The organism is Pseudomonas moorei (assembly GCF_042846945.1).
In the GTDB taxonomy this organism is placed as follows: domain Bacteria; phylum Pseudomonadota; class Gammaproteobacteria; order Pseudomonadales; family Pseudomonadaceae; genus Aquipseudomonas; species Aquipseudomonas moorei.
This window is the reverse complement of sequence record NZ_AP035776.1, coordinates 2,327,504-2,354,502: the sequence shown is the minus strand read 5'-3', so window position 1 is coordinate 2,354,502 and position 26,999 is coordinate 2,327,504. Positions and strand designations below refer to the sequence as shown.

Here is a 26,999-nt window from a genome sequence, read left to right as displayed (position 1 = left end):
TGTTGTTGTTTTAGCCAGTGTTCAATCCGCCAGGAAAGTCGTGGCGTCGACCTCGATCATCAGCGGTTCGCAGGTATCGCCAAGTTGGCCAAGCAGCGCTCGCAAACCGGCGAGATTGCCCGCCCGGTGATGGGCGACGTGGCAGCTTTGCGCCAGGGCGGCAAAGTCCGGCGTGAGGATGTCCACCCCCAGCAACGGCACCTCGCGGGCGTTCATGTAATCGCGGATTTCCGCATAGCTGGTGTTGTTCCACAGCAGCAGGATCACCCCTGCGCCGGCCTCTTTGGCGGCGATCAGTTCGGCGCTGGAAAACTGCAGGCCACCGTCCCCCACCAATGCCACCACCGGGCGCAATGGTTGGGCCAGTTTGGCGCCGATGGCGGCAGGCAAGCCGTAGCCCAGGGTGCCGTAGCCGCTGCCGGCGTTGAACCAGCTGTTGGGCGTCGGTGCCCGGTAGCCCAAGGCTCCCTGATACACCGGTTGAGTCGAGTCGCCGACGATCAGGGGTTGCGGCAGCGCGTCACGGACGGTATCGAGCAGCGCTTGCAGACGACACTGCTTTGCACTCCAGCCAGCGTGTTCGACGGCATTGACTCGCACCACCCGTTCACCGGCCCACGCGGAGTCAGCCTGGCGTTGCGGCAATCGCGCCAACAACGCGCGCAGGCCTTGTTCGGCATCCCCCAACAGCCCCACCGCCGCCGTTTGCACGCCGAGCACTTGCAGGGGGTCAATGTCCAGGCGGATCAGCGGCGCCTTGAACGCCAAGGGGCCGAGGCCGAAAAAGTCATAGTCGGTTTCCCCCAGTTCGGTGCCGACGGCCAGCACCACGTCCGCCTCGGCGAACAGCTCGCGGCCATGGGCCGAGGACTGCACGCCATCGAGCAGCAAGGGATGGTCAGGGGCCAACAGGCCTCGGGCATTGGTGGTCAGCGCGACCGGCGCCTGCAACCGTTCGGCGAGCAGGGTCAGGGTTTCAGAACAGCGGCGCGCGCCACCACCGGCGAGGATCAAGGGTCGTTGTGCGTGGCTGAGCAAGGTGACCGCGGCCTCGATGGCTTCGGGGGCCGGGGCCGGTGCCGCGGGCAATGGACGCGGGCGCAGGTCCAGGCCGTCGGCGGACATTTCCAGCACGTCCAGCGGTATCTCGATGTGCACCGGACGCGGCCGGGTGCAGCCAAACAAGGCAAAGGCCCGAGCCAGCACTTCGGGCAATTGGTCCGGGTGCTGCAACGTGTGACTGAAGGCACAGACGCCGGCGACCAGCCCGCGCTGGTCCGGCAGTTCATGCAGGTGGCCATGGCCCAGGCGCAGGTGTTCGCGGCGATTGCAGGTGGAAATGACCAGCATCGGCACCGAGTCCGCATAGGCCTGGCCCATGGCGGTGAGGATATTGGTCATGCCCGGGCCGGTGATGATGAAGCACACCCCTGGCTTGCCACTGGCCCGTGCGTAACCATCGGCCATGAACCCGGCGCCCTGTTCGTGACGCGGGCTGATGTGCTTCAAACGGCTGCCGTGCAAGCCACGATAAAGCTCGACGGTGTGCACGCCGGGAATGCCGAAGACGTGTTCCACGCCATAGCCTTCCAGCAACTGAACGAGCGCCTCGGCACAACGGGTCATGCAGCACCTCTTTGATGATGGGTCAGAGCGACCCGATGACAAGTTGGGCTAGTATTGTTGAACCAACCAATACAACAATCGATTTTTTTTGGCCTGACTGTTCAATTTACGTCACCATATAGCTCTGACCTTTGTGGTGGGAAGCTGGACTGTTCAGCAGGTGGATGGCTCGGCTGACCGATGCAATGGGGGCCGCTGCGCGACCCGGCGGGAGCAAGCTCCCTCGCCACAGGGGGGCGTGTCGTACTTGGTTTTTTTAACTATTGAGCGGGATGATTTATGCGTTTTCCATCGATGACAGCCCTGCGCGCCCTGGACGCGGTTGCCCGCCTCGGCAGCGTGTCGGTCGCGGCCCGTGAACTGAACCTGACTCGAAGCGCCATCAGCCACCAGATCAGCAAGCTGGAGGAATGCGTCGGTTTTGCCCTGACCGAGCGCATTGGCCGGGGCATCGGCCTGACCTGGCAAGGCGAACGTTATGCCCGGGAGGTGCACGGGATTCTGTTGAACCTGCTCGATGCCGGTCAGTTGGTCGGCGACCAGGAAGTCTCCGGTCGGCTGTGCATCAGTTGCGCACCGGGATTCGCCACCTATTGGCTGTGCCACCACATCGGCGCGTTTTTGCGGCAGTACCCGCAAGTGCAATTGCAGCTGATTTCACCGCGCACCCCGGACGACACTAATAATCCGAATGTCGATCTGTTCATTGCCTACGGGATTGGCGACTGGCCAGAAATGATCGTTGAAGAAATCGTGGCCTTGCGCTTCTTCCCGGTGTGCAGCCCACGGCTGATCAACGCATTGGGCGGGCTCAAGAGCCCACAGGAGCTGAGCAATTACCCGTTGTTGCACATGACCGACTACTCCGACTGGCGCGTCTGGCTGACCGCCGCCGGGGCCTCAGGGGTCAACGCGGTCAGCGGCATTCTGTTCTCCGACGCCCACTGCGCGCAGTCCGCCTGCATTGCCGGCCAGGGCATCGCCATTGGCGACAACCTGATCAGCGGCGATGCCTTGTCCAAGGGGCTGCTGGTGCGCCCATTCGACATCACCATCGACCTGCACCGTGGCTACTACCTGGCCGCCGACCCGCAAAAAGCCGACCGCGCAGCGGTCCAGGCCTTCAGCAACTGGGTCAAGACCCAGCTTCAATCCTCGCACCAGACCTGGCAGGACACCCTGTAGGACCCTCGCGGTGTGTCAGGCGATGTCGATGCTGAAGGTGCCGGCCCCATCGCGGACAAACCAGCTCCTGTAAGGGTCGACTTTCCTGGCGCAAAAACACGCCGGAATTGAGTAATAAAACTAACCAATAGGCGCAAAATAATTCCATTGATGTAGCGATATTTTTAACAATAATAAGCCCAAAGCCCATTTCGGATTCGCATCCGTCCTCGTACGTCTTATGGGCAATAAAAAGAGGAACCTCATCGTGTCCAGCCGTTCAGCGATTCAGCTCAGCGCACAAGGTATCAGCCAGTATTACGGTCGTTTCGCGGCGCTGGATAACGTCGATCTTGACGTTCGCCAAGGCGAATTTCTTACCCTGCTGGGTCCTTCCGGCTCGGGCAAAACCACCTTGCTGATGATCCTGGCCGGCTTTCTCAGCCCGACGTCGGGCAAGCTGATGGAGCAAGGCGTCGACATCATCAAGCGCTCCGCCGAGAAGCGGAACTACGGCATGGTGTTCCAGGGTTATGCGCTGTTCCCGCACATGACCGTGGCGGACAACGTCGCCTATCCGTTGCGCATCCGCAAAGTCGCGGCCGAAGAGCGCCAGCGTCGGGTCAAGCACATTCTTGAGGTGGTCGGCCTCGGTGCGCACATGCACAAGAAACCCGCTGAAATGTCCGGTGGCCAGCAACAGCGTGTGGCGATTGCCCGGGCGCTGGTGTTCGAACCGGAACTGCTGCTGCTCGACGAGCCACTGTCGGCACTGGACAAGAACCTGCGCGAACAGCTGCAAACCGAATTGCAGCGCATCCACCGTCAGGTCGGGACCAGTTTCGTCTTCGTCACCCACGACCAGAACGAAGCCCTGGCCCTGTCGTCGCGCATCGCGATTTTCAACCATGGCAAGCTGACGCAGGTCGACACCCCGGAAAACATCTACAACCGCCCCGAAAGCCGTTTCGTCGCCGAATTCCTTGGCAAGATGAACCTGTTCCCCCTGGCCGACATGTCCCGCAACGGCCCCACCGCCAGCGGCCGCTGCGGCACCAGCATCCTCCATGCCCTCGCCCCGGCCCCCCTGAGCAAAGAGCCCATCGTGCTGGCCGTGCGCCCCGAGCACATGGAACTGCACAGCGAGTGCCCGACCCGCGACGGCTACAACGTCATGCCTGCACAGCTCACCGACAAGGTCTATCAAGGCTCCAGCACTCACCTGGCCTTGAAGGTCGGCGGCGATACCTTGCCGATCAACCTCTCCGTGCCCGGCAACCACCCTGGCGCATCGATGCCCAGCGGTGCGCCGGTGTGGTTGAGCTGGCCGGTGCAGCAAAGCTTCCTGCTACAAGCCTGACACCGAAAAAATTTGCGTCACAAAGCTCTCTTCCAACGACAACAAAAAGGCCGGTGCCCACGCAGGCACCCGCCGACTGAGGACTTGTCCATGCGCCAGGATCACCAACAAGACTGCATCGAAGTGCTTATCGAAAAGGCCCGTGACGGCCAGATCAACCGTCGCACCTTCATCCAGGCCATGGGTCTGCTGGCAGCGGTGCCCCTGGCACTGCGCAGCGGCATCAGCTGGTCGGCCGACAAGCCGCTGGTGGTGGTCAACTGGGGCGGCGATGCCCTGAATGCGTTCCGTTCGGCATGGACCGACACCTTCACCAAAAACACCGGCATTCAAGTGCGCATCGACGGCGCCGGCCCGACCGAGGGCGCGATCCGCTCGCAACTGGCCAGCGGCCAACCGAGCTGGGACGTGGTCGACGTCGAGAGCTACAGCGCCCTCGTGCTGGGCCGCGAAAAAATCCTGCAACCGCTGGACTACAACCTGATCAAGCGCGATCAGGTAGCCCCGGCGCTCGCCTCGGATTTCGGCATCGCCAGCTACCAGTTCAGCTACGTGATGGCTTGGGACAGTGCCAAATTCGGCGATAACGGCCCCAAGACCTGGGCCGATTTCTGGGACGTGAAAAAATTCCCCGGCAAACGCACCCTGTACAAGTGGATGAACGGGATGCTCGAAGCGGCGCTGCTCGCCGACGGCGTACCGGCCGATCAGCTGTACCCGCTGGACGTGCCACGGGCGATGAAGAAGATCGACGAGATCAAACCTCACGTGCTGTCGTTCTGGAGCTCGGGCGCCGAGAGCCAGCAACTGATGGTCGACGGCGAAGTGTCGGTCGGCGCGATCTGGCACACCCGCGCCAAGCTGCTCAGCGAAGACACCGACAACCGCGTGCGCTGGAGCTTCGACAACGGCTTCATCAACTCCAGCAGTTGGGCGGTGCTTTCCGGCAACCCGGCCGGCACGCAACCGACGATGCAGTTCATCCAGCAAGCGTTGCAACCCGAAGGCCAGCTCAAACTCTTTGAACTGCTGGGCAACGGACCGTCGAACAGCGCCACGGAAAAAATGATGACGGCCAAGCAACTGGAAGCCAACTGCGCCTCCGAAGCCAACCTGAAAAAACAGATCGCCCTCAACGCCCAGTGGTACGCCGACAACTACTCCAAAGCCCTGGAAGAGTACCTGACGCGGCTGTCCAAGTGAGCCATCGATCATGACCATGACCCTGACGTCCACCTTGAGCAAACCCAAGCCCCGGTTCAGTTCGCCGGGCCTGGAGCGCGGTTTGCTGCTGTTTCCGCTGCCGGTGTTGTTGCTGATTTTCTACGTGCTGCCATTTCTCGGTGTGGTCGGCTGGAGCTTCTCGCTGCCGACGCCGGGCATCGAGCAATACGAGCGCATCGCCACCGACCCGGCGATTCACGAAATGCTCTGGCGCACCCTGCGCCTGTGCATGACAGTCAGTTGCCTGGCCCTGGTGATCGGTTATCTGCTGGCGTACTGCTGGGTGTTCAGCCCGCCGTTCTGGCAACGGGTGGTGGAGATCTGCATCTTCATTCCGTTCTGGATTTCCGTGCTGGTGCGGGCCTTTGGCTGGTTGATCGCCCTGCGCAGCAACGGCGTACTCAACAACGGCCTGATGGGCATGGGATTGATCGATCAGCCACTGCAACTGAGCCGCAATGAGATAGGGGTGGTCATCGGCATGCTGCACGTGATGATCCCGTATGCCGTGTTCCCGCTGCTGTCGACCATGCGTCAGCTGGATCAACGTGTGCTCATGGCCTCGCGAGGCCTGGGTGCCGGTGCCCTGCGGACGTTCTGGCAGGTGCTGCTGCCGCAGACCCTGCCGGGAATACTGGGTGCCTTCATCATGGTCTTCGTGTTCTGCCTGGGCTTCTTCATCACCCCGGTGCTGTTGGGCGGCGGGCAAACGGTGATGATCGCCGAATACGTGTTCCTGCAAATGTTCCAGACCAGCAACTGGGGCCTGGGGGCGGCACTGAGCGTGGTGCTGCTGGCCCTGGTCAGCGCGTTGATCTGGGTGTTGCTGAAAATGACCCGCGTGAACCGACTGGTAGGCTGAGATCACTATGAATACCCATCGCACAAGCCTGAGTACGCGGCTGCTGGCCGTGATCGCCATGGCCTTTATGCTGTTCCCGCTGCTGACGGTCATTCCGGTGTCCTTCACCAGCAAACGCTTCCTGTCGATGCCCGAGGGCAACTGGTCGCTGCGCCACTACGAGGCGCTGGTCAGCAACCCTGACTGGTTCCATGCCATCAGCCAGAGCCTGAGCATCGCGTTTGCCACCAGCATCATCGCCACGTTGCTGGCCGCCAGCTTCAGCCTCGGTATCTGGTACATGCGCTCGAAACTGGCCACGGCGCTGATCGGCCTGGTGCTGTTGCCGATGGCGATTCCGCCGGTGATCTCCGCGTTGGTGCTGTACTTCATGGAAACCAAACTCGGCAGCTACGCACCGGGGATCGGTTATGACACCCCGACCGGCGTGGTGATTGCCCATGTGATCATGGTCGTCCCTTACGGCGTGGTGACCATGCTGGTGGCCCTCAGCCAGATTGACCGGCGCATCGAACTGGCCTCGCGCAACCTCGGCGCCAGCCTGATGCAGACCACCTTCATGGTGATCCTGCCCAACCTGAAACTGGGCCTGGCCTCCACCGCGCTGCTGGGGTTCGCCCTGTCGTGGGAAGAGGTGGCGGTGACGCTGTTCATCACCAGCGTCAACGTCGACACCCTGCCCAAACGCATCTGGAGCGGCTTGCGCGATAACGTCGACCCGAGTGTCGCGGCGATTTCGGTGTTGTTGATCTCGCTGACCCTGCTGGTGCTGATCGGGCGGTTGGTGGTGCAGCATCTGGCGGACAAACGGGCGCAGAAACTGTTGCATCGGTAAACACGTCGCAACCGAAAGCAAAAGCCCCGCTTCGTGATGAACGCGGGGCTTTTTTGCATTTGCTCCTACAGGGCACCGCGTTTATCCCGCTTGAGCGCGTAATCGTTGACGTCCATCGCGAGCAGGCTCGCTCCTACAGGGCACCGCGTTTATCCCGCTTGAACGTGTAATCGTTGACTTCCATCGCGAGGCTCGCGCCTACAGAAGTGCAAAAAATGACCAGCCGCCTGTTGATCCGTGACAACGCCGCCCCGGTCCAATAGATTAGTCGGCCTGAAAAGGCCCCCGTGCTTTCTCGCCTCTATTCAAGTTAAAAGAAGTAGTGAATTTTCAATGTCCGATTCCAACACCGCTGAATCCGTAGTCACCTTGTCGTCCAAAGCGGAATACGAAAACTCCATCAATCTTTCACAACACGTGCCTCAGGCGAAAACCATCAGTGAGATGGTCCTGGACGCTTTTCAATCGAGCCGTGAAAGCGATCAGATCCGTGAGCTACGCGCCGCGATTCGCCAGGCCCACGACAGCTTCGACGATGACAAGGCTTACGAGCTGATGGGCCAGCTCAAGCAGCTCAAGGACGCCGAAGCGGCCGACATCGCAGCCCTGGAAGACCTGAGCAGCAAGTTCCCGATCAGCCGCATTCTCTCCAGCTTCAAGGACGACCCGGCGTTTCAGGAGATCGTTTACGGGCTGGCGTTGAAGGTGCTGAACCAGACGCACCAGGCCATCAGCAACCCGAGCAGCGGCAAGAGCAAGGCGGCGCGAGCCAAGAAAGACGTCGAAGTGTTCACCATCAGCAAGGACGGCATGAGCGTGACCCTGCCGCTGCGCACCCCACGCTCGCGCTTGAACATTGACCGTGAAGCCCTGGAATTCCTGGGCTTTACCTTCGTTGGCGAAGGCGATGAAGCGGAGCTGGAAAGCGAGACGTTCCTGGACAGCACGGGCGCGGAACAAGCGGTCAACCGCAAAAACATCATCACCGCCCTGCAGCAGCAAACCGCGTTCGACGGTTACAGCATCGCCGCGCAGTAATCCGATACACCTTCGGCTTGCCCTGTAGTGAGGGGGCTTGCCTGTGGCGAGCGAGCTTGCTCGCGCTCGGCGGCGCAGCCGTCGTAAAACCGGTGAATGCGGTTTTTCTGAAATAACGCCGGTGACTGACTTGGGGCGGCTTCACCACCCTGCGAGGGCAAGCACCCTCGCCACAAGACCTCATCACCTCATTTAAGAGCCCCGCCCCAGCGCGGGGCTTTTTATTGCCCGTGATTCCTCGCAATCCGCGATTACTCTTCCAGTATCGACGCCAGAACCACCTTCCCTTAACCCTTGAGCACCACGGGTCCGCCTGCGGGAAGGCGTCAACTCACTTTCCAGCTCAAGACCTCAGTGGTGCGATTGCTGAGGTCATCATGAACACGACGCCCTTGTATCGTCAGTTAGCCCACCATTACCTGGATGCCATCCGCAGCGGCACCCTGAAAACCGGTGAACGATTTCCCTCGATTCGGCTGATGATGGAAAAGCACGCCGTCAGCCTGTCGACCGCGGTGCAGGTGTGCCGCGAGCTGGAGGACTACGGGGTGCTGGAAGCACGGCCACGTTCCGGCAACTACATCCGCCAGCCCGACACACCGGTCAAACCCGCGCCCGCCGCCCCGCCACCCCCTCTGGACACCGGGATCTATGTCGGCATTCATGAACAGGTGTCCTCGGTGCTCAAGGCCAGTCAGCGGGCGACGATCAAGGTCAATTTCGCCAGCGCCTACTGCGCACCGGAGCTGTACCCGATCAAGACCCTGCAAGACAACATGATCAAGGCGCTGCGTCACGATCAGCATTTGCTCGGTGCCGCCGGCTCGACCTGCGGCAACAGCGCATTGCGCAACATCCTGGCCCGCCGGGCGCTGACCACCAAGACCAACCTGACGGCCGATCGCATCGTGATCACCAACGGTGCCACCGAAGCGATCAATCTGGCATTGCGCGCCGTGACCCGGCCCGGCGACACCGTGGCCGTGGAATCGCCAACCTTTTACGGCCTGCTGCAAATTCTCGAAAGCCTGAATCTGCGGGTGCTGGAAGTCCCGGCCACGCCCCACAGCGGGATCAATCTGCTGGCCCTCGAACAACTGCTGCAAGGCCCGGAACCGATCAAGGCGCTGATCGTCATGCCCAACCTGCACAACCCGCTGGGCAGCGTCATGCCCGATGCCAACAAAGCGCGGCTGGTTCAGTTGTGCACCGAACACAACACCGTACTGATCGAAGACGACACCTACGGTGATCTGGTGGACACCGAGCAGCCGTTGTCCACGCTCAAGCACTGGGATAGCACCGGCAACCTGATCTATTGCGCCTCACTGAACAAAACCCTGGCACCGGGTCTGCGCCTGGGCTGGATCAGCGCCGGGAGATGGCACGACCGCGTGGAGATGCTCAAACACACCCAAACCCGTTGTTGCGAGGCGTTGTCGCAACTGGCGGTCAGTGCCTTCATGGGGACACCGTCCTACGAGCGTTACCTGCGGCGTTTGCGCAAAACCCTGACACAACAGCGCCAGCAGATGAGCGCAGCCATCACCCGCTACTTTCCCGAAGGCACCGGCGTGACCCACCCGCAAGGCGGTACGTTGCTGTGGGTGGAACTGCCGCGCGAGCACTCGGCCATGGCGTTTTTCCATGAGGCGCTGAAGGTCGGCATCCAGATTTCCCCTGGGGATATCTTTTCCAATGCCAAGCGATTCAATCATTTCGTGCGCATTGGCTGCGGAGCGCCGTATTCAGCAAAAATCGACGAGGCACTGCAGACCTTGGGCCGTATCCTGAAGAGCCATGGCTAACCCACAGGGGATTGTCACTGAACACAGAATTCGAGCACGACTACCATCAACTGGGGGGGCTGGCTTGCCAGCGATGGCGGAGTGTCAGGCGGCATTGATGCTGAATGTGCCGGCCTCATCGCGGGCAAGCCCGCTCCCACAGTGTTCGTGGATGTACGCCGAGTCCGTGAACGGCCCAAATTTCTGTGGGAGCTGGCTTGCCAGCGATGGCGTCGTGTCAGACACATCCATGTTGAATGTGCCGCCATCGCGAGCAAGCTCGCTCCTACTGGTTTGGGTGATCTTCAGGTCGGGGACTGGTGCAGGCTGATGATGTGCGGGTCGTCGTTCCAGTGCGGGAAGCGTTCGGCGATCAGTGGGTCGTGACCGGGAATCACGTGGTCTTCGCTGTCGGCCAGGCGGTCGATTTCGCTGAAGGCTTCAAGGGTCTGCGCCAGGTCGTCGAGGATCGGGAACGGGCTGCGCTCACGGATGTTGACCCACAAATGCGCGGCGTCCGAGGCCAGCACGATCCATCCTCGCGCGGTATTGACCCGCACCACCTGACTGCCGGGCGTATGCCCACCCACCGGGTGCAGCGTCACACCGGGCATCACCTCGACCGTACCGCTGTGCAAGCGCATCCGCCCTTCGAACAACGGCGGCAGCGCCGACATCACATCGTCGACCTCGTAGGTTTTATTCACCGTGCGATGAGCCATTTTCGGCCCGGTGCAGAAGCGCAGTTCCGCTTCCTGCAGATGCACCGTGGCCTTGGGGAACAGCGCGAGATTGCCGGCATGGTCCCAGTGCAGATGCGTCAGGATCAGGTGCTCGACCTGCGCCGGATCGATGTCCAGTTGCCGCAGGGATTCTTCCGGCAGGCGATACATCTGACGATTGCGCCGATCCGCCGTGGCCGGTTGAAAACAGGTGTCGACCACGATCACCTGCTGCTCGTTGCGGATGACCCAGAAGTAGTAATCCAGCGGCATCGGCGCATTGGGATCACCGCAGCAGGCGTCGTAAAGGAAATTCTCCCGTGCGGTGCGCTGGGCATTGGCGCCGACACGGATGGCGAACACTTCGTACACAGGAACTGACATGGGCGCCTCCGGGTTCAGGCCGCTGCGGTGGTTTTGAGGGTCGGACGAAAATCGAAATCGATCTGCTCGCTGATGCCCAGATCCTGCGCCAGACGATGCAGACCGCTGTAGTCGCGCATGATGGTGGCGTTCTTGTTGCTCTCGCGGGTGTCGGCAATGATCTGCGCGGCGTCTTCAACCCCAAGCTGCGTCAGAATCGCCTCCCACATCGAGTAGTCCTGGGCGATAAAGGCACTCAGCGCTTGCGACAAAGTACGAGCGAAAAATGCCCGCTGAGGCGGCTGCATGTTGCCGTACATCACCTTGGCCACTTCGGCCAGCACCTTGCTGTGGGCGTACTCGTCGCGGTTGTGCTGTTCGGCCACGCGACGGTTTTGCGGCTGGATGGTCTGGTCGTCCGCCAGCAGGTCCAGATAGGCGTTGACGCTGATCTCGGCCACCACCGCAAAGGTGATCGCCGCCAGATCCTTCTGCCACGGCTCGGTCAGCGTTTCACGCAGGGCCAGCAGGCGCAGATAAGTGACGGACGGCGGCAAGTCCAGATCCTGATCCAGCGCCCGCTCCAGCCTGGTCCGTTCGATGGCCCGCAGGTGCATCAGCGTGTGGTAATGCTCGTCGATCAGGGTTTGCTGCATCGCCTCGCGAAAATGCCAGTCGTCCTTGCCCAGGTACTGGTTGGCAATGACGCTCAGCGCCGGATTCACGACGTGTTCTTCGGCGGTGACGGTGCGCAGGTTGTAGCCGATCCAGCCCCAGGTCACCACGCGGCTCTTGAGCGCTTCGCTCAAGGCCTGGAATTTGGGGTGATGGAAAAACGGCACCATGCCCTCGGGGTAATCCGGGCGCGCCGGGTCGAACACTTCATCGACCGACCACTTGTCCGGCGAGCAGACGGTGGCGCGCCGGGTCCAGGCCTGATTGAGCCGCACGATCAGTTGATGATCGACCTTGGCGATCTCGATTGCTGTTTGCATGACGCGATACCTGTAAGACGCGTACCCACAAGGGGTACGCCAAAAGAATGAAGGGCGACGGAAAAATCAGGCCAGCCAATAGCGGGTCAGGTGGCGCGCCGGGTCAGTGTAACGGCTGCGGGCGTGGATCATCCGCCAGTTATCCCAAATCAGCATGCACCCGTCGGGTATCAGCACTGGAATGTTGTGCTCGACGAAATACGCCTCGCCGAGTGCTGCAAATCGGGCCAGGGGCGAGGTGCTGTTGGTGACCCTGGATTGCTGCAAGGCTTCCTTGGAAGGATTCACATCGCCGTAGTGAAACTGGTTGTAACTGAAGCGGAAAATGTCGCCCTCCTCTGTCGGCGTGAGGATGTACTCCTTGACCCGGCACTGCGCGGGTTCGCCGGGTTTGGCGGTGGCGACGAACTCCACCGGCGTGTCATTCAACCACTCGCGCAACTCCGGTTCACTGTGTTCCAGGGACTTCAGGAATTCGTAACCGTCCACCAGCCCGGTGTGCCCGCCACCGCAGGTCGCCTGCTTGTGACAATGCAGGGCCAGGTAACGCGGTGGCGGTCCGTATACCGGCGCTTCGGTATGGGGGCCGATGCCGTTCATGCTCTGGGAGTACGGCAAGTCTTCGTAGCCCGGCTTGCGGGTAATGGCAAAGGCCACTTGCCCGTTGAACTGCGGAATGACCGGACCGAACTCATGCAATGTGCCGGTCACGTCATGGGCGAATTCGCCGGGGGTCAGGACAGTCCAGCCACGGGTCGACAATTCTTCATGGCGATGATCGAGTGAGACGTAAGGTTTGGACGCAACAATCCCTTGATTTGGCATGGTGTGATTCCTGGCGGTTGATCAGGCGTTTACGGTTGAGGTGTACGCGGCAATGAACTGGCGACAGGCTTCACCCGGTCGATAGTGCTGCTCATCGATGCTCTGCACGGGGGTGATTTCGGCGGCGGTGCCGGTGAGAAAACACTCATCGAAGTCGCCCAGTTGCGCAGGCAGAATCGTCGCTTCGACTACCTGGTAATCCAGGGCCCTGGCCAGCTCGATCACGGTCTGCCGGGTAATGCCGTTGAGGAAACAGTCGGGCATCGGCGTGTACAGCGTCCGGCCTTTGACGAAGAACACGTTGGCGCTGGTGGCTTCGGCGACGTGGCCGCGCCAGTCGAGCATCAAGGCGTCGTGGTAACCGCTGTTTTCCGCGTCGTGCTTGCTCAGTGTGGCGATCTGGTAATGCCCGGACGCCTTGGCCTCAAAAGGACTGCTGCTCGGCGGTGGACGTCGCCATGTGGCGGTCTTCAAACGGATACCGGCCATGCGCGCCGCCGGATCGAAATAGCTCGGCCATTGCCAGCAAGCGATGGCCACATGCACACGGTTGAAGCGCGCCGAGGTGGAAATCATCTCGCTGCCACGCCAGGCCACGGGTCGCAGGTAACCGTCGCTGACGTTGTTGCGTTGCAGCAGTTCATGGCTGGCCGCTTCCAGTTCGGCCAGTTCGAACGGAATGGCGAAATCCATCAATTGCGCCGAGCGATACAGACGCTCACTGTGTTCGCGCAGCTTGAAGATCTTGCCGTTGTAGACGCGCTCCCCCTCATACACCGTGCTCGCGTAATGCAAGCCGTGACTGAGCACATGCAGGCGCGCTTGCGACCACTCGACGAACTCGCCGTCGAGCCAGATCCATCCTTCGCGTTGATCAAACGGGATACCACTCATGTCCTTGTCTCCCCAGTGTTCAAGATTCGTCCTACGCCGTTTGCAGCAGGACCGGTATCAATTCGGGCGCTGACTCAAGCAACCGCTCAGGCTCGTTCTGAAAGAAAAACCTTCGCTCGCCAAAGGCGGGTTGCAAGTCATCGAACCAGGTCACCTGCGGGTCGAAGCGTGCGTAAAAGGTGCGCAACACCCATTGCGGATCGCGGGCCTGGAGGAACTGCAGGACAAAGACTTTTTCCCCGGCGACGGTCTCGATGCCGTTGATCAGCACCTTGCCGTAGAAGGTGCTCATGGACGGCCCGCGCACCGTGCGCGCCAGGCCCGACACCGTGCGGTACGCGGCCTGGAAGATTTCGAATGCCCGGGCCAGCGGCATCGCGAAGTAATGGCTGGGGCCGGTGTCGCGCTCGACGAACATGTAATAAGGCACCGCCCCGAGCCGAACGCCTTCGGTCCACAGCGCCGCCCAATCGGCAGGGTTTTCGTTGATGTGGCGGATCACCGGCGCCTGCATGCGCAGGGTCGCGCCCGTGGAGCGGATGCGTTCGACAGCCTGACGGGCGATGTCCTGGCGGATCTCCACCGGGTGGTTGTAGTGGCCCATGATCGACAGGTTTTTCCCTGCCGCGACGATCCGTTTGAACAGCGTCAGCAGCTGCGGCGCGTCCTTGTCGCTGACGAATCGTTGCGGCCAATAGGCCACCGACTTGGTACCGATGCGGATGCTTTTCAGGTGGGGCAGTTCCAGCAGTGGCTCGATGTACCCGGCCAGGGATCGGCTGTTCATGATCAGCGGGTCGCCGCCGGTGATCAGCACATCGGTGACCTCGGTGTGCACTCGCAGGTAACTCACCAGTTCCTGGGATTCACGCGCATTGAACTTGAGTTCTTCTTCGCCGATGAACTGCGCCCAACGGAAACAGAAGGTGCAGTACGCATGACACGTCTGACCGGCACCGGGGAAAAACAGCACGGTCTCGCGGTACTTGTGCTGAATGCCCGGCAGGACTTTTCCGTCGAGGGTGACGCCGTTGTGCGTCAGTTGCCCTGCCGGGTGCGGGTTCATGCGCAGCCAGATCGCCTCGATCCTTCGCTTGATGGCCGCGCTGTCGTCCTGCTCGATCAACTGCTTGAGCGATTGGTACTCGTCTGGCAGCAGCATGTCCTTGTGGGGAAAGGTCATGCGGAAAATCGGATCGTCCGGAATGTTGTTCCAGTCGATCAGTGCTCCCAATACGTATTCGTTGGTGCGAAACGGCATGACCCGGGCCACCACGGTCATGGCCTCTTGCAACGCCGGCGTCAGCCGCTGCCAGTAAGGCGTGTCGCGGATGGTGCGGGAATTATAGGGTTTGTATCTTTCGTGCTCCGACAGTCCTTGCATGGCAGCGCTCCTGGTCTGTGCTGGCGGTGGTTACTGGATGGCTGGCGCTTTGCGCTCTATGTCCATCCAGGCCCGGACGCTGTCGCGATCCCATTGGCGCTGCACATACGCCGCCAGGCGCGCCGGGACCGGATCACCATTGGCAACCAGTCGGTTGAGCATGATCGCCAGGTCGGTGTCGGCAATGCTCCAGTCGCCAAACAGGTGCTCGGCGCCCTCCTCCAGCAAGCGGTCCGCCACAAAGAACAACCGGTCGACCGCGGCCCGGGCCTCGTCGGACAGCGGATTGTCTTTTTTGCCGAAGTACACAAGATCGAACGGGCGCTCCCTGCGCACCACGAGCAGATCGCTGCGCAACCAGGCCTGCAGTTGACGGGCCCTGGCGCGTTGCTTGATGTCTTGCGGGTAAACTCTTTTTGAACCTGGAGCGAGCTCCTCCAGATATTCGGCAATGGCTGAAGATTCCGAAAGCGCAAAACCTTCGTGAACAAGCGCAGGGATTTTGCAAGTTAGAGAAAGATTTCTATAACTTTCGAGATAGTTTTCACGCGCCTTTAAATCCAGCGTGATCAAGTCAAATGAAAGTTGCTTCTCCTTTAAAGCCACAAACGCCGACATGGCAAAAGCGCTGACATAATCCGCACCCAGATACAGCTTTAACTTCGTACTTTCCATAGAACGCTCCCTTGCATCAAACACATTAATCCGTTGCATTTGAAGCGATCGTAGTAAGTTGATTAAGCGCTGAACAGATACAGAAATTACCTGTTTCTATCGATACAGAAATCAGCGCACATCAATCGCCAAAGAGCATTTTTGAGGTATACAAACAAAAAAGGGAGTCAGCGTAGGCGGACTCCCTGGTGTGCAACTGAGAAGAAATTACAGCGGGCGAGGTATCAGGCCAACGTTGGCGGCGTGATTGGATAGCAATGCCATCTGCGGCATGTTGCTGAGGTTGAGCATGGCCAGCGGCTCGGTGGTGCTGGTGTTGACGAAGCCGTGACGGGTCCAGGCCGGCACCAGCAATACATCCCCGGGGCCGATGTTTACCTCCTCTGCATCCCCCAGGGACAAGGCGCCGCTGCCGGACTGGATGATAAACAGATGCCACCAGGCATGGACATGGCCATCGAGCGTTGAACCCGGCACCAGCCATTGCATGGACACCGCCATGCCGGGTGTCAGTTGGCAACCTTCGACAGTGTTATCGTGGGCCAGCGCAACAATATCGACGTCGCTGGCCTCAAGGGCCTGACGCATATCGCCAAGTTCAGCACTTTTCCACACACGAGGTTTGATCGGCTGCCGATCCAGACTTTGGCGAAAGTCCTTATATGAAAAAAACGCACCCTGAACGTTATTCATTAGCTGCTTCCAACTTATTCTGCCGAATTGAGTCACCCGACCTTAGGCCAACCCTTCAACAGTGTAAAGCCGGACAACTTCATTTATAACGGCGACGGGCGCAGCGCCACGATCATATCAACTTCAATGGCCGCATTTTTCGGCAATTGATAAACACCGACTGTGGTGCGTGTATGTTTCCCGGCATCACCCAGTACATGACTGAACACATCCGACGCACCGTTGGCGACTTCACTGAGGTCGACAAAATCGGCCGTGGACTTCACATACACTGTTATCCGGATCAAGGATTTGATCTTGTCCAGCGAACCAATGGCATCCACGATCAGCGCCAATCCCCGCATTGCACTGATGCTGGCGGCCGCTTGCGCATCCGCCATGTTGAGATCCAGTCCGACCCGTCCCGGGTAGTGGATTTTGCCGTTCATGCGCGGCACCAGACCGCTGATATACAGTTCATCGTGATGACGAATCAGCGGCGCGTAATGCCCGCCTGCGGTGTTCTCGCCGTAGATGTCGTAGTCGAATTCCCGTGCCAGAGCGATGAAGCGCTCATCACAGGTCATGTGTTCACTCATTGACGTAACCCTCTTGATCAATACTGCAAAAAACATCGATCGCTGCTGCTTGATCCAAGACTCAACCCACAGCCCTTGTCGGCGCTGCCAGGCCGGTGATCCCAACACTTGATTCAATGGCCTCGGCCAGACGTGACAGGTCCAGGCTGAGGCGCTCGTACTGCTCGTTGAACAACACGATGTGGCCGATGAACGAGAAGTTGTCTTTCACCAGTGCACTGACCGAATCACCGATGCGCTTGGTCAGCACCGCTTCCACCAGTTCGATGTTCAGCGACCGGGCCAGCGACTGGATGTCCGGTACATCCCGCAGGATGCCGCCAGCGTTCGCTCGCAACAGGCGTATGCCGCAGTAGCCGCGCGGCACGGGATCATGGCTGTCGACGTGGCCTTCCACGGCCCAGCGGACCCAGCGTTCCCACGGGTCGAAATCGATGAACGCCTTACGTGCCAGGTCCCAGATGTGCATGCCACCCGGGCGCATGTTGGTTTCCACGGCCGAGGTGCGGTGATTGGCCCTGTGGAAGACTTCGTTGTGCCAGGCCCCGTTGTGCTGCGATACCAACCCGGCCATGTGCCGGCCGGCGGCCATCAGCCGAGCCTGCGCGTCCGCCGGCAAAGGCGCGGGCACCACTTGCTGGATCTCGGCGCGGTAGGCGCCGTCGGTGGTGGTTTTCTCGGTGATCCAGGTACTTCCCGCGACATGGTCCCAGCTGTATTCCCGGGCGTTCTGGATCAACTCTTCGAGCACGATGCCGCCCTCGCGATAGGGCTTGAGGGCCTGCCATGCCTCGTCGCACTCGGACGGGTGGCGAATGACCCGGCAACCGCGGCTGGCACCTTCACAGGCAGGCTTGATGAACGCCTTGCCGCCCATTTCGATCACGCGCTGACGCAGTTCCGGAAGGCTTGTGATCCGGGTGGAAACGATCGGCCGATAATCCTCGGGTGCGGCAGTCGCCGTCGCTTCGAGTTGGCGGAAGATCTGTTTGTCCAGGCCCGCCCGCGCCTCGGCCGGGGTGATGCCGGGCAGGCCGAAATGACTGGCCAGCGCCGCACCGAGTACTACACCACGATCGGAAAACGGCAGCACGCCGATGAGTTTCCAACGATCGGCATTCAGGCAACCGACCACCAGTTCGAGAGAGGCCGGAACGTCTTTCTCGGCCAGCGATGTACTGCACACGTGATCGGCGACCTGATCGTCCCCGGGCTGGATCTTCTCGACCAGCAGGATGAGCCGCGCGTTGTACAACGACTTGCACAGTTCGCGCAGCTTCGGGATATCGTGGACCCGACTGCCGTTGTACCCCACCACTACTACGCATGAAGTCGTATTCATAAAATCCCCGACTTGCAAAATGAAAACCGAAACGGCGATGACTCAGTCATGCAGCGACGCGATTGATTTACGGTTGAGCCAGTACCAGACCAGAATCCCGCCCGCGCCGATGGCCGCCAGCACCAGCGCGTTGTAGGGAGGCGGCATGACCCGCATGATCAACACGGTCAACCCGGCGCCGACCCCCAGGGACACTTCCTTGACGAACATGTTGTTCTGCTTGACCGAGAAATAGTCGAGGTGACTGAACGCACATTCGGCGATGGACAGTACCGCCACCCAGACCAGCGCGCCGACCAGGGTTTCGACGTGGAACGCCGCCGGTGAAGACAGCACCGCGAAACCGATGACGATGATGGCGATCACTGTCAGCACCTTGAAGCGTCCGGTGCGCTCGATCAGTTTCATGACCGGCACTTGCGCGAACACCACCACGGCGCTGTTGAGGATCAGCATCAGCCCGTACCAGCCCGGCAGTTCGCCGGTCTTGAGCAGGATCGCTTGCGGCAGGATCGAGAACACGCCAAACAGCTTGATGCCCATGATGACGCCGGCGATGACCCACGGCAGTTTGTTGCGCCAGCCGCTGCCTTCCTGGCCGGCGGGACGGGCCACCACGGGGTCGCAGGTGAAGGTCGCCCCCATGGCGATGGGAAGGCAAAGCAGGACAAAACCGGCGGCGCCGAGGAAAAACATGGCCGGGGTCAGCAGTGGCGACAGCAGGATCAGCCCTGCCAGCAGGCTGCCCATGTTCATGGCAACCCGGTTATAGGCCGCGCCTTCCTTGGTCTGTGCCGCTTCGCTCTTGATCAGGTAACCGGCAATGGCAATGCCGTAGGCAAACAACGCCGCGGCAAACATGACCACGCCCTGGTTGTGGGTGACGGCCAACAGCACCAGGCCGGCGGCAGCGCACAACAGCGTGACGCTCAAGGAACGGCGACCGAGCACCAGTAACGTCAACGGCAGCAGCAGCAACAAGGCCCGATACCCCAGGGCCAGAATGCTGTTGGTGGCGGTGTCGAGCCAGACGTTGGCCTTGCCCAACACCGCGAACAGCGCAACGGCCGTGATGATTCGAACGGTGAACAACCGCAGGTTGATCACCGGTTTCGCTACGACAACGGTTGTTTCCAAACTCATGCAGCACCTCACAAACCTTGGCGACTGAACGACCGGCAACAGGTCGACAATCCGAAAACTCTCCAAAGCGATGGTAGAAAGAGATGCTTGTCTTGATCAGAGCAAGTTCGTATAGAATCAAACGAACTTTACTGCCGGAGAGACCAGTAAAATGCAGGCTCAGCGAGCAGTGATCGCCGCTATCGAGTTCCAGCCAGGTGTGCCGCTGGTCCAGCAAATCGTCGATCAACTAACCGTGGCGATCAGTCAGGGCGGCCTGCCCCACGGCTCCAGGCTGCCGCCGATTCGCGAACTCTCCGACTTGATGCACGTGGGCAAGTCCACGGTGGTCGACGCCCTGGACCGCTTGCGGGCCAAGGGCCTGGTGGTTTCCCGCCAGGGTTCCGGGCACTACGTGCACCGTTCCAGCAGCACCCTGCCAGCCAACGCCGGGCCGGACCTGCTCCCGCAAGACACCCTCAGCGTGGTCCGCCGCGCGGTGCTACTGGACAATGGCAAGCTGCGCCCGGGGGCCGGTTTTCTGCCGTCCTCGTGGTTGCCTGCCGAAGAATTGCTCAAGGCCGTGCGCGGAACGCTGCGCGCGACCAGCTTGCGCATGGGCGAATACGGCAACGCCAGCGGTTACCTGCCACTGCGACAGGCCTTGCGGGTCAAGATGTCGACCTTGGGCATTGAAGCGCCAGTGGAACAGATCATCACCACCGCCAACACCGTCCAGGCCATCGACATGCTGATGCGCCTGCTGGTCAAACCCGGTGACACGGTGCTCCTCGACGACCCGTGTTACTTCACGATGCACACCAATCTGGCCTGGCATGGCGTGAAGGTCATTACCATCCGCCGCGAGTGCGACGGCATGGACCTGGACGCGTTCGAGCAATTGCTGATCACCCATCGTCCCGTGCTCTACATGACCAACAATGCCCTGCATAACCCGACCGGGCACTCGTTCACCTCGGCCCAGGTTTACCGCCTGGTGGAGCTGAGCCATCGCTACAACTTCCACATCCTCGAAGACGATTTGTACTGCGACATGCAGCAACGCCGAACGCCGCGCCTGGCCGCGAGCGGGCTGGACAATGTCTCTTACGTCTCCGGGTTTTCCAAGACCCTGACCGCCAATAGCCGCGTCAGCTTCGCGGTGCTGTCACCGCAACTGGCGGCGCGGATGGTGACGCTGAAAATGGCCTGCGGCGGCATGACCTCGGAGATGGCCGAGCAGATCATCTGCACCATGCTCAGCGATGGCAGCTACGCCAAACACATGCGCCGCACCGTGGACCGGCTCTATGAGTCGAACAGCCGGGTGGCGGCATGGCTGGGCGAAGCCGGGTGTTCGGTGTCGTCGCTGCCGGGGGAAGGGTTGTACATCTGGACCCGATTGCCGGAAGGATTCAAAGCCGAGTGCCTGGCCAGAAAGGGTCTGGAAATTGACTTGGTACTGGCACCGGGAACCATGCTCAGCAAAGCGGCGGATGCCAATCAGTTTCTGCGCTTCAACGTGGCACACAGTGATCATGTGCAGGTGCGGGAGCGGTTTTTCCGGTTGTTGGACATGCCGCACAAGTAACTGACTGTCTTCGATCCTGTGGGAGCGGGCTTGCCCGCGAAAGGGCCGTCACATTCAGTTTCAATGTCGCCTGCCCCACCGCCATCGCGGGCAAGCCCGCTCCCACAGGGATTGCGGTGTCCAATCGCATCGCGGCCAAAACAAGGCCACGATTGTGCAATTCAATATCCACACGCTACCTTCGCCCGTCGCTGCCAATTCAGCGACCGGGCCTGAGAACTCGAACTCGATATGGGCACATTCGGTGTTTTCCTTATGCATGCCAGCTATCCGTTCCAAATTTATGCTTTTGCACTCAACACCTCCCAACCCAACAGGAGGTGAAGCCCAATGACCATTCCACAAGACCTCAAAACCATAGGCCTCACCCCCTTCTCCTACCACGCCAACGCCCCGCTGTTCCGCATTAACGCCGGCGTCCCGGTAATCGCCGCCCTCTCCCACGCTTTCGACCTGCTCCACCTCGCCAAACTCCTCGCCTCAGACGCCACCATGGTCCGCGACTCGGACCGACACGCCTGGGCCTCGCACTTCTTGCAGGACATGAGCAAGGTCATCATCGATGACGTGGTGAAGGTACTTGATGCACCGTGCAACAACCGCGCATAAATGAAAAAGCCCCGCGATTCTTTTGAATGCGGGGCTCTGAAGCAGCGAAACGTTGTCATTGCAGGACGAGTGATGCAGCCGCATTGATGCAAGCTGGGCTCAGGAAAACGTCGCGCGCTGCTCAGCTTCGTAGTGCCGGGTTTGAAAAGGCAGGAGGATTTGGGCTTTCAGGCCAAGACCCTCACTCAATCCCCAAGAGACAGCGAGCTCATCACGACGTCGACGCAGTGGTGTGACGGTTCTTGGGGTCACGGGTTGTCCGCAAGTCCAATGTGCAACAAGTTCGAGGGCGTTGAGGGTTTCTGACACGCGGAGATCGGATACACACGTAAAGCGAGTGAATCGCTCGAGCAGATAGCCGGCACGCCGAACCTCAACCTCGTCAGTGTGACTATTCAAAAAAGCGACTAACTCGCCCTCCAGATCTGAGTTCGAATACCAGACAGCTTTGGCGGCACTCACAAGCGCAACGTCATCCGCTTGATTCAATGGTCTTTTTACCAGCGTGTCCAAAGCGGATGAGAGGACGTGGCCGTCAAGGGGCTTCGTCATCAGTGCTCTCCAGGTAATCGTGCAAAATATTCGTAAGAACGGAGATGGGTGGTTCCTTGTTGCCAACATATACATCAATCGCCTGTAACGCCAGCCGACGGAACTCGCTGGTCAGTATGAAACCAGCCCTGAGAAGTGCCTTGATATCACCGATGTCCTGATCGGTCGCTCTGCCCAGCTTGGAGATAGCAATGTCGACAGGCGCTGCGATATGTACGTGGAGTGGGGACTCAACCGCAAACTCTGCAAAGGGAAGGCTCCGCTCCCAATAGTCCTCATGGATTGGGCCAAAACTGGTGTTGTACTGAAGGTCGTAGTTCAGTTCCATCAATCGACCGGATCGCTCATCAACAAACTGCTCGGGTATTTCTGCCAGCATGGTTTGCAAGTGCAAACCTTCGGGAACATGTGCCTCATAAATCTCGGCATCCACATCAGTGGAAACGCGATGATGGGTATATAGGTGTACTGCGCAGCCGCCGAAAACGATCACTTTGACAGCCCCCGGTCCTGCGCTCTGAAGTTCCAACTCCGCCTCAACAGATTTGAACATCGAAATCAAAGCCTGCCCCAACGCAGTATCCGTTTTAACGCGGGGGGTGATTACCTCTGGCAATTCCATCGTAGATCCTCTGGGATGCTTGTAATAACGGCATCCCGAGGCTAGAGAGACGACTTCCGACCCTCAACCTGAAAACTCCGTGGGAAAATTCAGGTAAATCCTTAAGTATTTTTGCCTGCAAAGTCGCCCCATCCAAGCGAGCGTGCTCGCAATAGCGACACCAGAAAAACCCCCAACAAAAAGCCCCGCGCTTCTCTCGAAGGCGGGGCTTTTCAATTCAGCTTCTGAACCTTAAGGCGCGTACGTCAGCAACAGCTCGGTCGGCACTTTGAAGTCCAGGGACATCATCACGCTCAACGCGGTAATGGTGAAGATCGAGAACACGAACAGCTTGCGTGCCCAGACCGTGTCATCCACTGCCTTGTAGCCGGTCCAGGCCATGTACAGCCAGTACATGCCCATGGCCGCGGCGACGGCGAGGTAGCTCATGCCGGCGTAGCCGCTGAAGGTCAACATCAAGGTCGCCACGAGGAAGGCCAGGATGTAGATCAGGATGTGCTTCTTGGCCACTTCGATTCCGCGCTTGACCGGCAGCACCGGGATCGATGCGGCCAGGTAATCGTTGAAGCGGAAGATCGCGATGGCGTAGGAATGCGGCATCTGCCACAGGCTGAACATCACCAGCAGGGTCAGCGCAGCCATGTCGAAGGTGTTGCTCACGGCCACGTAACCGATTACCGGCGGCATGGCGCCCGACAGACTGCCCACCAGCGTGCCGTGAACCGACTTGCGCTTGAGGTACAGGCTGTAGAAGCCGACGTAGATGACGAAACCGATCACCGCGAACAGCGCAGCCAACGGGTTGGCCACCTTGTACAACAGCGCAACGCCGGCGACACCCAGGACGGTCGCGTAGATCAGGGCCAGTTTCAGGGAGATCAGGCCCTGGACCAGCACCCGGTTCTTGGTGCGTTCCATCTTCAGGTCGATGTCGCGGTCGATGCAGTTGTTGAACACGCAACCGGAGGCGACCACCAGGGACGTGCCGATCATGGCGGCCAGGAAGATGGCCAGATCGACATGCCCTTTGGAGGCCAGGAAAAATCCGCCTGCCACAGAAAGCACGTTACCGAAAATGATCCCCGGTTTGGTGATTTGGATAAAGTGCTTAAAGGACATCCGGACTTACCTCACTTCGCCATCATGAACGTGTGGATGCTGAACATGATCCACAGCGACAGACCTACCAGCAGGACAATCACGATCGCGGCGAAAACAAACGCAATCACGTTGTTACGCTGCGCGGCCGAACGGTCCAGGTGCAGGAAGTACACCAGGTGCACCAGCACCTGGATGACGGCCATGGCGACGACGATCATCAGGGTGATCGACTTCGGCAGCGTCGGGAACATGACCAGACCGAACGGGATCAGGGTCAGGATCACCGACAGGATGAAGCCGATGCCGTAGGACTTGACGCTGCCGTGACCGGCGTCGTCGTGACCATTGTGGGAATGAGCTGCGTTAGCCATTTACATAGTCCCCATCAGATAAACAACCGTGAATACGCAGATCCACACCACGTCCAGGAAGTGCCAGAACAGGCTCAGGCAGCTCAGACGGGTCTTGTTGGTCGCCGTCAGGCCGTTTTTCTGCACCTGATACATCATGATCGCCATCCAGATCAGACCGCTGGTCACGTGCAGACCGTGGGTGCCGACCAGGGTGAAGAACCCGGACAGGAAGCCCGAACGGTTAGGGCCGTAGCCCTCGGAGATCAGCATGTGGAACTCGTTGATCTCCATGCCGATGAAGCCGGCACCGAACAGGAAGGTCATGGCCAGCCAGCCCAGGACCTGCTTCTTGTTGCCACGGAAGAACGCCAGCATGGCGAAGCCGTAGGTGATCGAACTGAACAACAGCAGAGCGGTTTCGCCCAGCACGTATGGCAGTTCGAAGATGTCGTGGCCCGACGGGCCACCCGCTACGTTGTTAACCAGTACCGCGTACGCTGCGAAGATCGACGCAAACAGAATGCAGTCGGTCATCAGGTAGAGCCAGAAACCGAATACGGTCATCTCGCCCGAGTCGTGGTGGTGGTCATCGTGCCCATGGTCATGACCATGGGCGTGTCCAACATTGGTCACTAAGTTCGACATGGTTTAAGCCTGTTCCAACGAGGTTTCAACACGGGTGGCGGTGGCCGGGATTTTCCCTGCCGCTACCAGACGCTTGTGCTGCTCGGCTTCGATGCGTTCGATCACGTCGACCGGCACGTAGTAGCCTTGATCATCACGAGCGGCGTGGATCGCGAAGTAGATCACGGTGCCGGCCAGGCTAGCGATGGCCAGCCACCAGATGTGCCAGATCATTGCGAAACCGAACACGGTCAACAGAGCGCCCATGACCACACCGGTGGCGGTGTTGTTTGGCATGTGGATCGGCTCGTACTTGGCCGTAACCTTGTACGCAGTGCCGTTTTCCTTGGCTTCGGTGAACGGATCGACAACATCGGCCTTCGGCAGCACGGCGAAGTTGTAGAACGGAGGTGGCGACGAAGTCGACCATTCCAGGGTGTGTGCATTCCACGGGTCGCCGTGGTCGCACATGTTTTCCGGCTTGTTGCGGTCACGCACGCTGACGTACAGCTGGATCAACTGGCAAGCGATACCCACGGCGATCATCACCGCACCGAACATGGCGACGTACAGGTACGGCACCCACTCAGGGTTGGTGGTGGCGTTCAGACGACGGGTCATGCCCATGAAGCCCAGTGCATAGAGCGGCATGAACGCGACGAAGAAGCCGCTGATCCAGAACCAGAACGCTGCCTTGCCCCAACCTTCGTGCAGCTTGAAGCCGAACGCTTTAGGGAAGTAGAAGCCGAAGCCGGCGATGTAACCGAATACCGCGCCGCCGATGATCACGTTGTGGAAGTGCGCGATCACGAACAGGCTGTTGTGCAGAACGAAGTCAGCACCCGGGATGGCCAGCAGTACGCCGGTCATGCCGCCGATGGCGAAGGTCACCATGAAGCCCAGGGTCCACAGCACCTGGCTGGTGAAGCGCAGACGGCCCTGGTAGATGGTGAACAGCCAGTTAAACAATTTCACACCCGTCGGGATGGAAATCAGCATCGTCGCCAGACCGAAGAAGGCGTTGACGCTGGCACCCGAACCCATGGTGAAGAAGTGGTGCAGCCAAACCATGAAGCCCAGGATCGAGATCGCGCCCGATGCGTAGATCATCGAGTGGTGGCCGAACAGTTTCTTGCCGGTGAAGGTCGAGATGACTTCGGAGAAGATACCGAATGCCGGCAGGATCAGGATGTACACCTCAGGGTGACCCCAAGCCCAGAACAGGTTGACGTACATCATCGGATTGCCACCAAGTTCATTGGTGAAAATGTGGAAATCCATGTAACGGTCAAGCGTCAGCAGTGCCAGGGTAGCGGTCAGGATCGGGAACGAAGCCACGATCAGGACGTTGGCCCAGGTGCAGGTCCAGGTGAAGATCGGCATGTCCATCAGCTTCATGCCAGGGGTACGCATTTTCAGCACGGTGGCCAGGAAGTTGACCCCCGTTAGCGTCGTACCCAGACCCGATAGCTGTAGCGCCCAGATGTAGTAGTCCATCCCCACGCCAGGGCTGTACTGCAGACCCGACAACGGCGGATAGGCAACCCAACCGGTCTTGGCGAATTCGCCGACGCCCAGGGACAGGTTGATCAGCACCACGCCGGAAACCAGCAGCCAGAAGCTCAGGGAGTTCAGGAACGGGAAGGCAACGTCACGCGCGCCGATCTGCAGCGGCACTGCAAGGTTCATCAGGCCGGTGAAGAATGGCATCGCCATGAAGATGATCATGATCACACCGTGAGCGGTGAAGATCTGGTCATAGTGTTCAGGTGGCAGGTAGCCCGGCGAACCCTCGGTGGCCATGGCCAACTGGGTACGCATCATGATGGCGTCGGCAAAACCGCGCAGCAGCATGACCATGGCGACGATGATGTACATCACGCCGATTTTCTTGTGGTCGACCGACGTCAGCCACTCGGTCCACAGGTAGGTCCACTTCTTGAAGTAGGTGATTGCAGCGAACAACGCCAGACCACCGAGCGCGATCATGGAGATGGTCACCATGACAATCGGCTCGTGGAACGGGATCGCTTCCCAACTTAATTTACCAAACATCGT

At 59.9% G+C, this 26,999-nt stretch carries 26 protein-coding genes; 9 read left to right on the top strand and 17 right to left on the bottom strand.

Annotated features, from left to right (window positions below; genetic code table 11):
* Positions 1-21: 21 nt before the first annotated feature.
* Positions 22-1,626: a 5-guanidino-2-oxopentanoate decarboxylase gene (locus tag ACGJAX_RS10880; RefSeq protein ID WP_390958847.1), complete on the bottom strand. Its 1,605-nt coding sequence runs from the start codon at positions 1,624-1,626 to the stop codon at positions 22-24.
* A gap of 279 nt (positions 1,627-1,905) precedes the next feature.
* Between ACGJAX_RS10880 and ACGJAX_RS10875 the strand changes: the two genes are divergently transcribed.
* The 7 genes from ACGJAX_RS10875 (at position 1,906) to ACGJAX_RS10845 (ending at position 9,917) form a co-directional block, all read left to right on the top strand.
* Complete coding sequence (locus ACGJAX_RS10875) at positions 1,906-2,811, top strand: LysR substrate-binding domain-containing protein (RefSeq protein ID WP_390958845.1); 906 nt, start codon at positions 1,906-1,908, stop codon at positions 2,809-2,811.
* 247 nt (positions 2,812-3,058) lie between these two features.
* Positions 3,059-4,150, top strand: a complete 1,092-nt coding sequence (locus tag ACGJAX_RS10870; protein WP_247255947.1) for an ABC transporter ATP-binding protein — start codon at positions 3,059-3,061, stop codon at positions 4,148-4,150.
* A 90-nt stretch (positions 4,151-4,240) separates the two neighbouring features.
* A complete protein-coding gene (locus ACGJAX_RS10865) occupies positions 4,241-5,353 on the top strand; it encodes an ABC transporter substrate-binding protein (RefSeq protein ID WP_090316393.1) in 1,113 nt (370 codons plus the stop codon).
* A 10-nt stretch (positions 5,354-5,363) separates the two neighbouring features.
* A complete protein-coding gene (locus tag ACGJAX_RS10860; protein ID WP_390958842.1) occupies positions 5,364-6,236 on the top strand; it encodes an ABC transporter permease subunit in 873 nt (290 codons plus the stop codon).
* Between the two features lie 7 nt (positions 6,237-6,243).
* The gene (locus tag ACGJAX_RS10855; protein WP_090316387.1) at positions 6,244-7,071 is read left to right on the top strand and encodes an ABC transporter permease; all 828 of its coding nucleotides are present in this window, start codon (positions 6,244-6,246) and stop codon (positions 7,069-7,071) included.
* A 333-nt stretch (positions 7,072-7,404) separates the two neighbouring features.
* Positions 7,405-8,109 (top strand): hypothetical protein, encoded by a 705-nt coding sequence (locus ACGJAX_RS10850; protein ID WP_247255950.1) that lies wholly within the window; start codon positions 7,405-7,407, stop codon positions 8,107-8,109.
* A gap of 377 nt (positions 8,110-8,486) precedes the next feature.
* A complete protein-coding gene (locus tag ACGJAX_RS10845) occupies positions 8,487-9,917 on the top strand; it encodes an aminotransferase class I/II-fold pyridoxal phosphate-dependent enzyme (RefSeq protein ID WP_390958840.1) in 1,431 nt (476 codons plus the stop codon).
* Positions 9,918-10,201: 284 nt separating this feature from the next.
* On the opposite strand, the gene ACGJAX_RS10840 is transcribed toward ACGJAX_RS10845, so the two are convergent.
* The 10 genes from ACGJAX_RS10840 to ACGJAX_RS10795 all read right to left on the bottom strand — a co-directional run bounded on the left by ACGJAX_RS10840 (position 10,202) and on the right by ACGJAX_RS10795 (position 19,510).
* Positions 10,202-11,002 carry an N-acyl homoserine lactonase family protein gene (locus tag ACGJAX_RS10840; RefSeq protein WP_090316378.1) on the bottom strand — a complete coding sequence of 267 codons (801 nt, stop codon included), beginning with the start codon at positions 11,000-11,002 and terminating at the stop codon, positions 10,202-10,204.
* A 14-nt stretch (positions 11,003-11,016) separates the two neighbouring features.
* Positions 11,017-11,976, bottom strand: coding sequence for a diiron oxygenase (locus tag ACGJAX_RS10835; RefSeq protein WP_390958838.1), 960 nt, complete (start codon positions 11,974-11,976; stop codon positions 11,017-11,019).
* Between the two features lie 66 nt (positions 11,977-12,042).
* Entirely contained in the window at positions 12,043-12,801 is a 759-nt protein-coding gene (locus ACGJAX_RS10830; RefSeq protein WP_390958836.1) for a TauD/TfdA family dioxygenase, read from the bottom strand.
* A gap of 21 nt (positions 12,802-12,822) precedes the next feature.
* Positions 12,823-13,695, bottom strand: coding sequence for a branched-chain amino acid aminotransferase (locus ACGJAX_RS10825; RefSeq protein WP_390958834.1), 873 nt, complete (start codon positions 13,693-13,695; stop codon positions 12,823-12,825).
* 31 nt (positions 13,696-13,726) lie between these two features.
* A complete protein-coding gene (locus ACGJAX_RS10820) occupies positions 13,727-15,079 on the bottom strand; it encodes a KamA family radical SAM protein (protein WP_390958832.1) in 1,353 nt (450 codons plus the stop codon).
* Between the two features lie 30 nt (positions 15,080-15,109).
* Entirely contained in the window at positions 15,110-15,754 is a 645-nt protein-coding gene (yfcF, locus tag ACGJAX_RS10815) for a glutathione transferase (RefSeq protein ID WP_390958830.1), read from the bottom strand.
* A gap of 207 nt (positions 15,755-15,961) precedes the next feature.
* Positions 15,962-16,447, bottom strand: a complete 486-nt coding sequence (locus tag ACGJAX_RS10810; protein WP_248914396.1) for a cupin domain-containing protein — start codon at positions 16,445-16,447, stop codon at positions 15,962-15,964.
* An 83-nt stretch (positions 16,448-16,530) separates the two neighbouring features.
* Positions 16,531-17,025: an Atu1372/SO_1960 family protein gene (locus ACGJAX_RS10805; protein ID WP_390958828.1), complete on the bottom strand. Its 495-nt coding sequence runs from the start codon at positions 17,023-17,025 to the stop codon at positions 16,531-16,533.
* Between the two features lie 61 nt (positions 17,026-17,086).
* The gene (locus ACGJAX_RS10800; RefSeq protein WP_247255958.1) at positions 17,087-18,367 is read right to left on the bottom strand and encodes an acetyl-CoA carboxylase biotin carboxylase subunit family protein; all 1,281 of its coding nucleotides are present in this window, start codon (positions 18,365-18,367) and stop codon (positions 17,087-17,089) included.
* Between the two features lie 42 nt (positions 18,368-18,409).
* Positions 18,410-19,510 carry a hypothetical protein gene (locus ACGJAX_RS10795; protein WP_390958826.1) on the bottom strand — a complete coding sequence of 367 codons (1,101 nt, stop codon included), beginning with the start codon at positions 19,508-19,510 and terminating at the stop codon, positions 18,410-18,412.
* Between the two features lie 151 nt (positions 19,511-19,661).
* Between ACGJAX_RS10795 and ACGJAX_RS10790 the strand changes: the two genes are divergently transcribed.
* Positions 19,662-21,080: a PLP-dependent aminotransferase family protein gene (locus tag ACGJAX_RS10790; RefSeq protein WP_090316351.1), complete on the top strand. Its 1,419-nt coding sequence runs from the start codon at positions 19,662-19,664 to the stop codon at positions 21,078-21,080.
* 330 nt (positions 21,081-21,410) lie between these two features.
* Entirely contained in the window at positions 21,411-21,689 is a 279-nt protein-coding gene (locus tag ACGJAX_RS10785; RefSeq protein WP_390958824.1) for a DUF3077 domain-containing protein, read from the top strand.
* Positions 21,690-21,788: 99 nt separating this feature from the next.
* Here ACGJAX_RS10785 and ACGJAX_RS10780 read toward each other — a convergent pair whose 3' ends face one another.
* The 6 genes from ACGJAX_RS10780 to cyoB all read right to left on the bottom strand — a co-directional run bounded on the left by ACGJAX_RS10780 (position 21,789) and on the right by cyoB (position 26,996).
* Positions 21,789-22,241, bottom strand: coding sequence for a hypothetical protein (locus tag ACGJAX_RS10780; protein WP_248914393.1), 453 nt, complete (start codon positions 22,239-22,241; stop codon positions 21,789-21,791).
* Positions 22,225-22,863 carry a DUF6036 family nucleotidyltransferase gene (locus tag ACGJAX_RS10775; RefSeq protein WP_248914392.1) on the bottom strand — a complete coding sequence of 213 codons (639 nt, stop codon included), beginning with the start codon at positions 22,861-22,863 and terminating at the stop codon, positions 22,225-22,227. The genes ACGJAX_RS10780 and ACGJAX_RS10775 overlap by 17 nt, the downstream gene beginning before the upstream one ends.
* Positions 22,864-23,094: 231 nt before the next feature.
* The gene (cyoE, locus tag ACGJAX_RS10770; RefSeq protein WP_090316345.1) at positions 23,095-23,982 is read right to left on the bottom strand and encodes a heme o synthase; all 888 of its coding nucleotides are present in this window, start codon (positions 23,980-23,982) and stop codon (positions 23,095-23,097) included.
* Between the two features lie 11 nt (positions 23,983-23,993).
* Positions 23,994-24,335 carry a cytochrome o ubiquinol oxidase subunit IV gene (gene cyoD / locus ACGJAX_RS10765; RefSeq protein ID WP_090316342.1) on the bottom strand — a complete coding sequence of 114 codons (342 nt, stop codon included), beginning with the start codon at positions 24,333-24,335 and terminating at the stop codon, positions 23,994-23,996.
* A complete protein-coding gene (locus ACGJAX_RS10760) occupies positions 24,336-24,962 on the bottom strand; it encodes a cytochrome o ubiquinol oxidase subunit III (protein ID WP_090316339.1) in 627 nt (208 codons plus the stop codon).
* 3 nt (positions 24,963-24,965) lie between these two features.
* Complete coding sequence (gene cyoB / locus ACGJAX_RS10755; RefSeq protein ID WP_090316337.1) at positions 24,966-26,996, bottom strand: cytochrome o ubiquinol oxidase subunit I; 2,031 nt, start codon at positions 26,994-26,996, stop codon at positions 24,966-24,968.
* Between the last annotated feature and the right edge of the window lie 3 nt (positions 26,997-26,999).

Coding starts and splice junctions, on each gene's coding strand:
- ACGJAX_RS10880 (WP_390958847.1), bottom strand. CDS start 1,626: ATGACCCGTTGTGCCGAGGCGCTCGTTCAGTTGCTGGAAGGCTATGGC.
- ACGJAX_RS10875 (WP_390958845.1), top strand. CDS start 1,906: ATGCGTTTTCCATCGATGACAGCCCTGCGCGCCCTGGACGCGGTTGCC.
- ACGJAX_RS10865 (WP_090316393.1), top strand. CDS start 4,241: ATGCGCCAGGATCACCAACAAGACTGCATCGAAGTGCTTATCGAAAAG.
- ACGJAX_RS10860 (WP_390958842.1), top strand. CDS start 5,364: ATGACCATGACCCTGACGTCCACCTTGAGCAAACCCAAGCCCCGGTTC.
- ACGJAX_RS10855 (WP_090316387.1), top strand. CDS start 6,244: ATGAATACCCATCGCACAAGCCTGAGTACGCGGCTGCTGGCCGTGATC.
- ACGJAX_RS10850 (WP_247255950.1), top strand. CDS start 7,405: ATGTCCGATTCCAACACCGCTGAATCCGTAGTCACCTTGTCGTCCAAA.
- ACGJAX_RS10845 (WP_390958840.1), top strand. CDS start 8,487: ATGAACACGACGCCCTTGTATCGTCAGTTAGCCCACCATTACCTGGAT.
- ACGJAX_RS10840 (WP_090316378.1), bottom strand. CDS start 11,002: ATGTCAGTTCCTGTGTACGAAGTGTTCGCCATCCGTGTCGGCGCCAAT.
- ACGJAX_RS10835 (WP_390958838.1), bottom strand. CDS start 11,976: ATGCAAACAGCAATCGAGATCGCCAAGGTCGATCATCAACTGATCGTG.
- ACGJAX_RS10830 (WP_390958836.1), bottom strand. CDS start 12,801: ATGCCAAATCAAGGGATTGTTGCGTCCAAACCTTACGTCTCACTCGAT.
- ACGJAX_RS10825 (WP_390958834.1), bottom strand. CDS start 13,695: ATGAGTGGTATCCCGTTTGATCAACGCGAAGGATGGATCTGGCTCGAC.
- ACGJAX_RS10820 (WP_390958832.1), bottom strand. CDS start 15,079: ATGCAAGGACTGTCGGAGCACGAAAGATACAAACCCTATAATTCCCGC.
- yfcF (WP_390958830.1), bottom strand. CDS start 15,754: ATGGAAAGTACGAAGTTAAAGCTGTATCTGGGTGCGGATTATGTCAGC.
- ACGJAX_RS10810 (WP_248914396.1), bottom strand. CDS start 16,447: ATGAATAACGTTCAGGGTGCGTTTTTTTCATATAAGGACTTTCGCCAA.
- ACGJAX_RS10805 (WP_390958828.1), bottom strand. CDS start 17,025: ATGAGTGAACACATGACCTGTGATGAGCGCTTCATCGCTCTGGCACGG.
- ACGJAX_RS10800 (WP_247255958.1), bottom strand. CDS start 18,367: ATGAATACGACTTCATGCGTAGTAGTGGTGGGGTACAACGGCAGTCGG.
- ACGJAX_RS10795 (WP_390958826.1), bottom strand. CDS start 19,510: ATGAGTTTGGAAACAACCGTTGTCGTAGCGAAACCGGTGATCAACCTG.
- ACGJAX_RS10790 (WP_090316351.1), top strand. CDS start 19,662: ATGCAGGCTCAGCGAGCAGTGATCGCCGCTATCGAGTTCCAGCCAGGT.
- ACGJAX_RS10785 (WP_390958824.1), top strand. CDS start 21,411: ATGACCATTCCACAAGACCTCAAAACCATAGGCCTCACCCCCTTCTCC.
- ACGJAX_RS10780 (WP_248914393.1), bottom strand. CDS start 22,241: ATGACGAAGCCCCTTGACGGCCACGTCCTCTCATCCGCTTTGGACACG.
- ACGJAX_RS10775 (WP_248914392.1), bottom strand. CDS start 22,863: ATGGAATTGCCAGAGGTAATCACCCCCCGCGTTAAAACGGATACTGCG.
- cyoE (WP_090316345.1), bottom strand. CDS start 23,982: ATGTCCTTTAAGCACTTTATCCAAATCACCAAACCGGGGATCATTTTC.
- cyoD (WP_090316342.1), bottom strand. CDS start 24,335: ATGGCTAACGCAGCTCATTCCCACAATGGTCACGACGACGCCGGTCAC.
- ACGJAX_RS10760 (WP_090316339.1), bottom strand. CDS start 24,962: ATGTCGAACTTAGTGACCAATGTTGGACACGCCCATGGTCATGACCAT.
- cyoB (WP_090316337.1), bottom strand. CDS start 26,996: ATGTTTGGTAAATTAAGTTGGGAAGCGATCCCGTTCCACGAGCCGATT.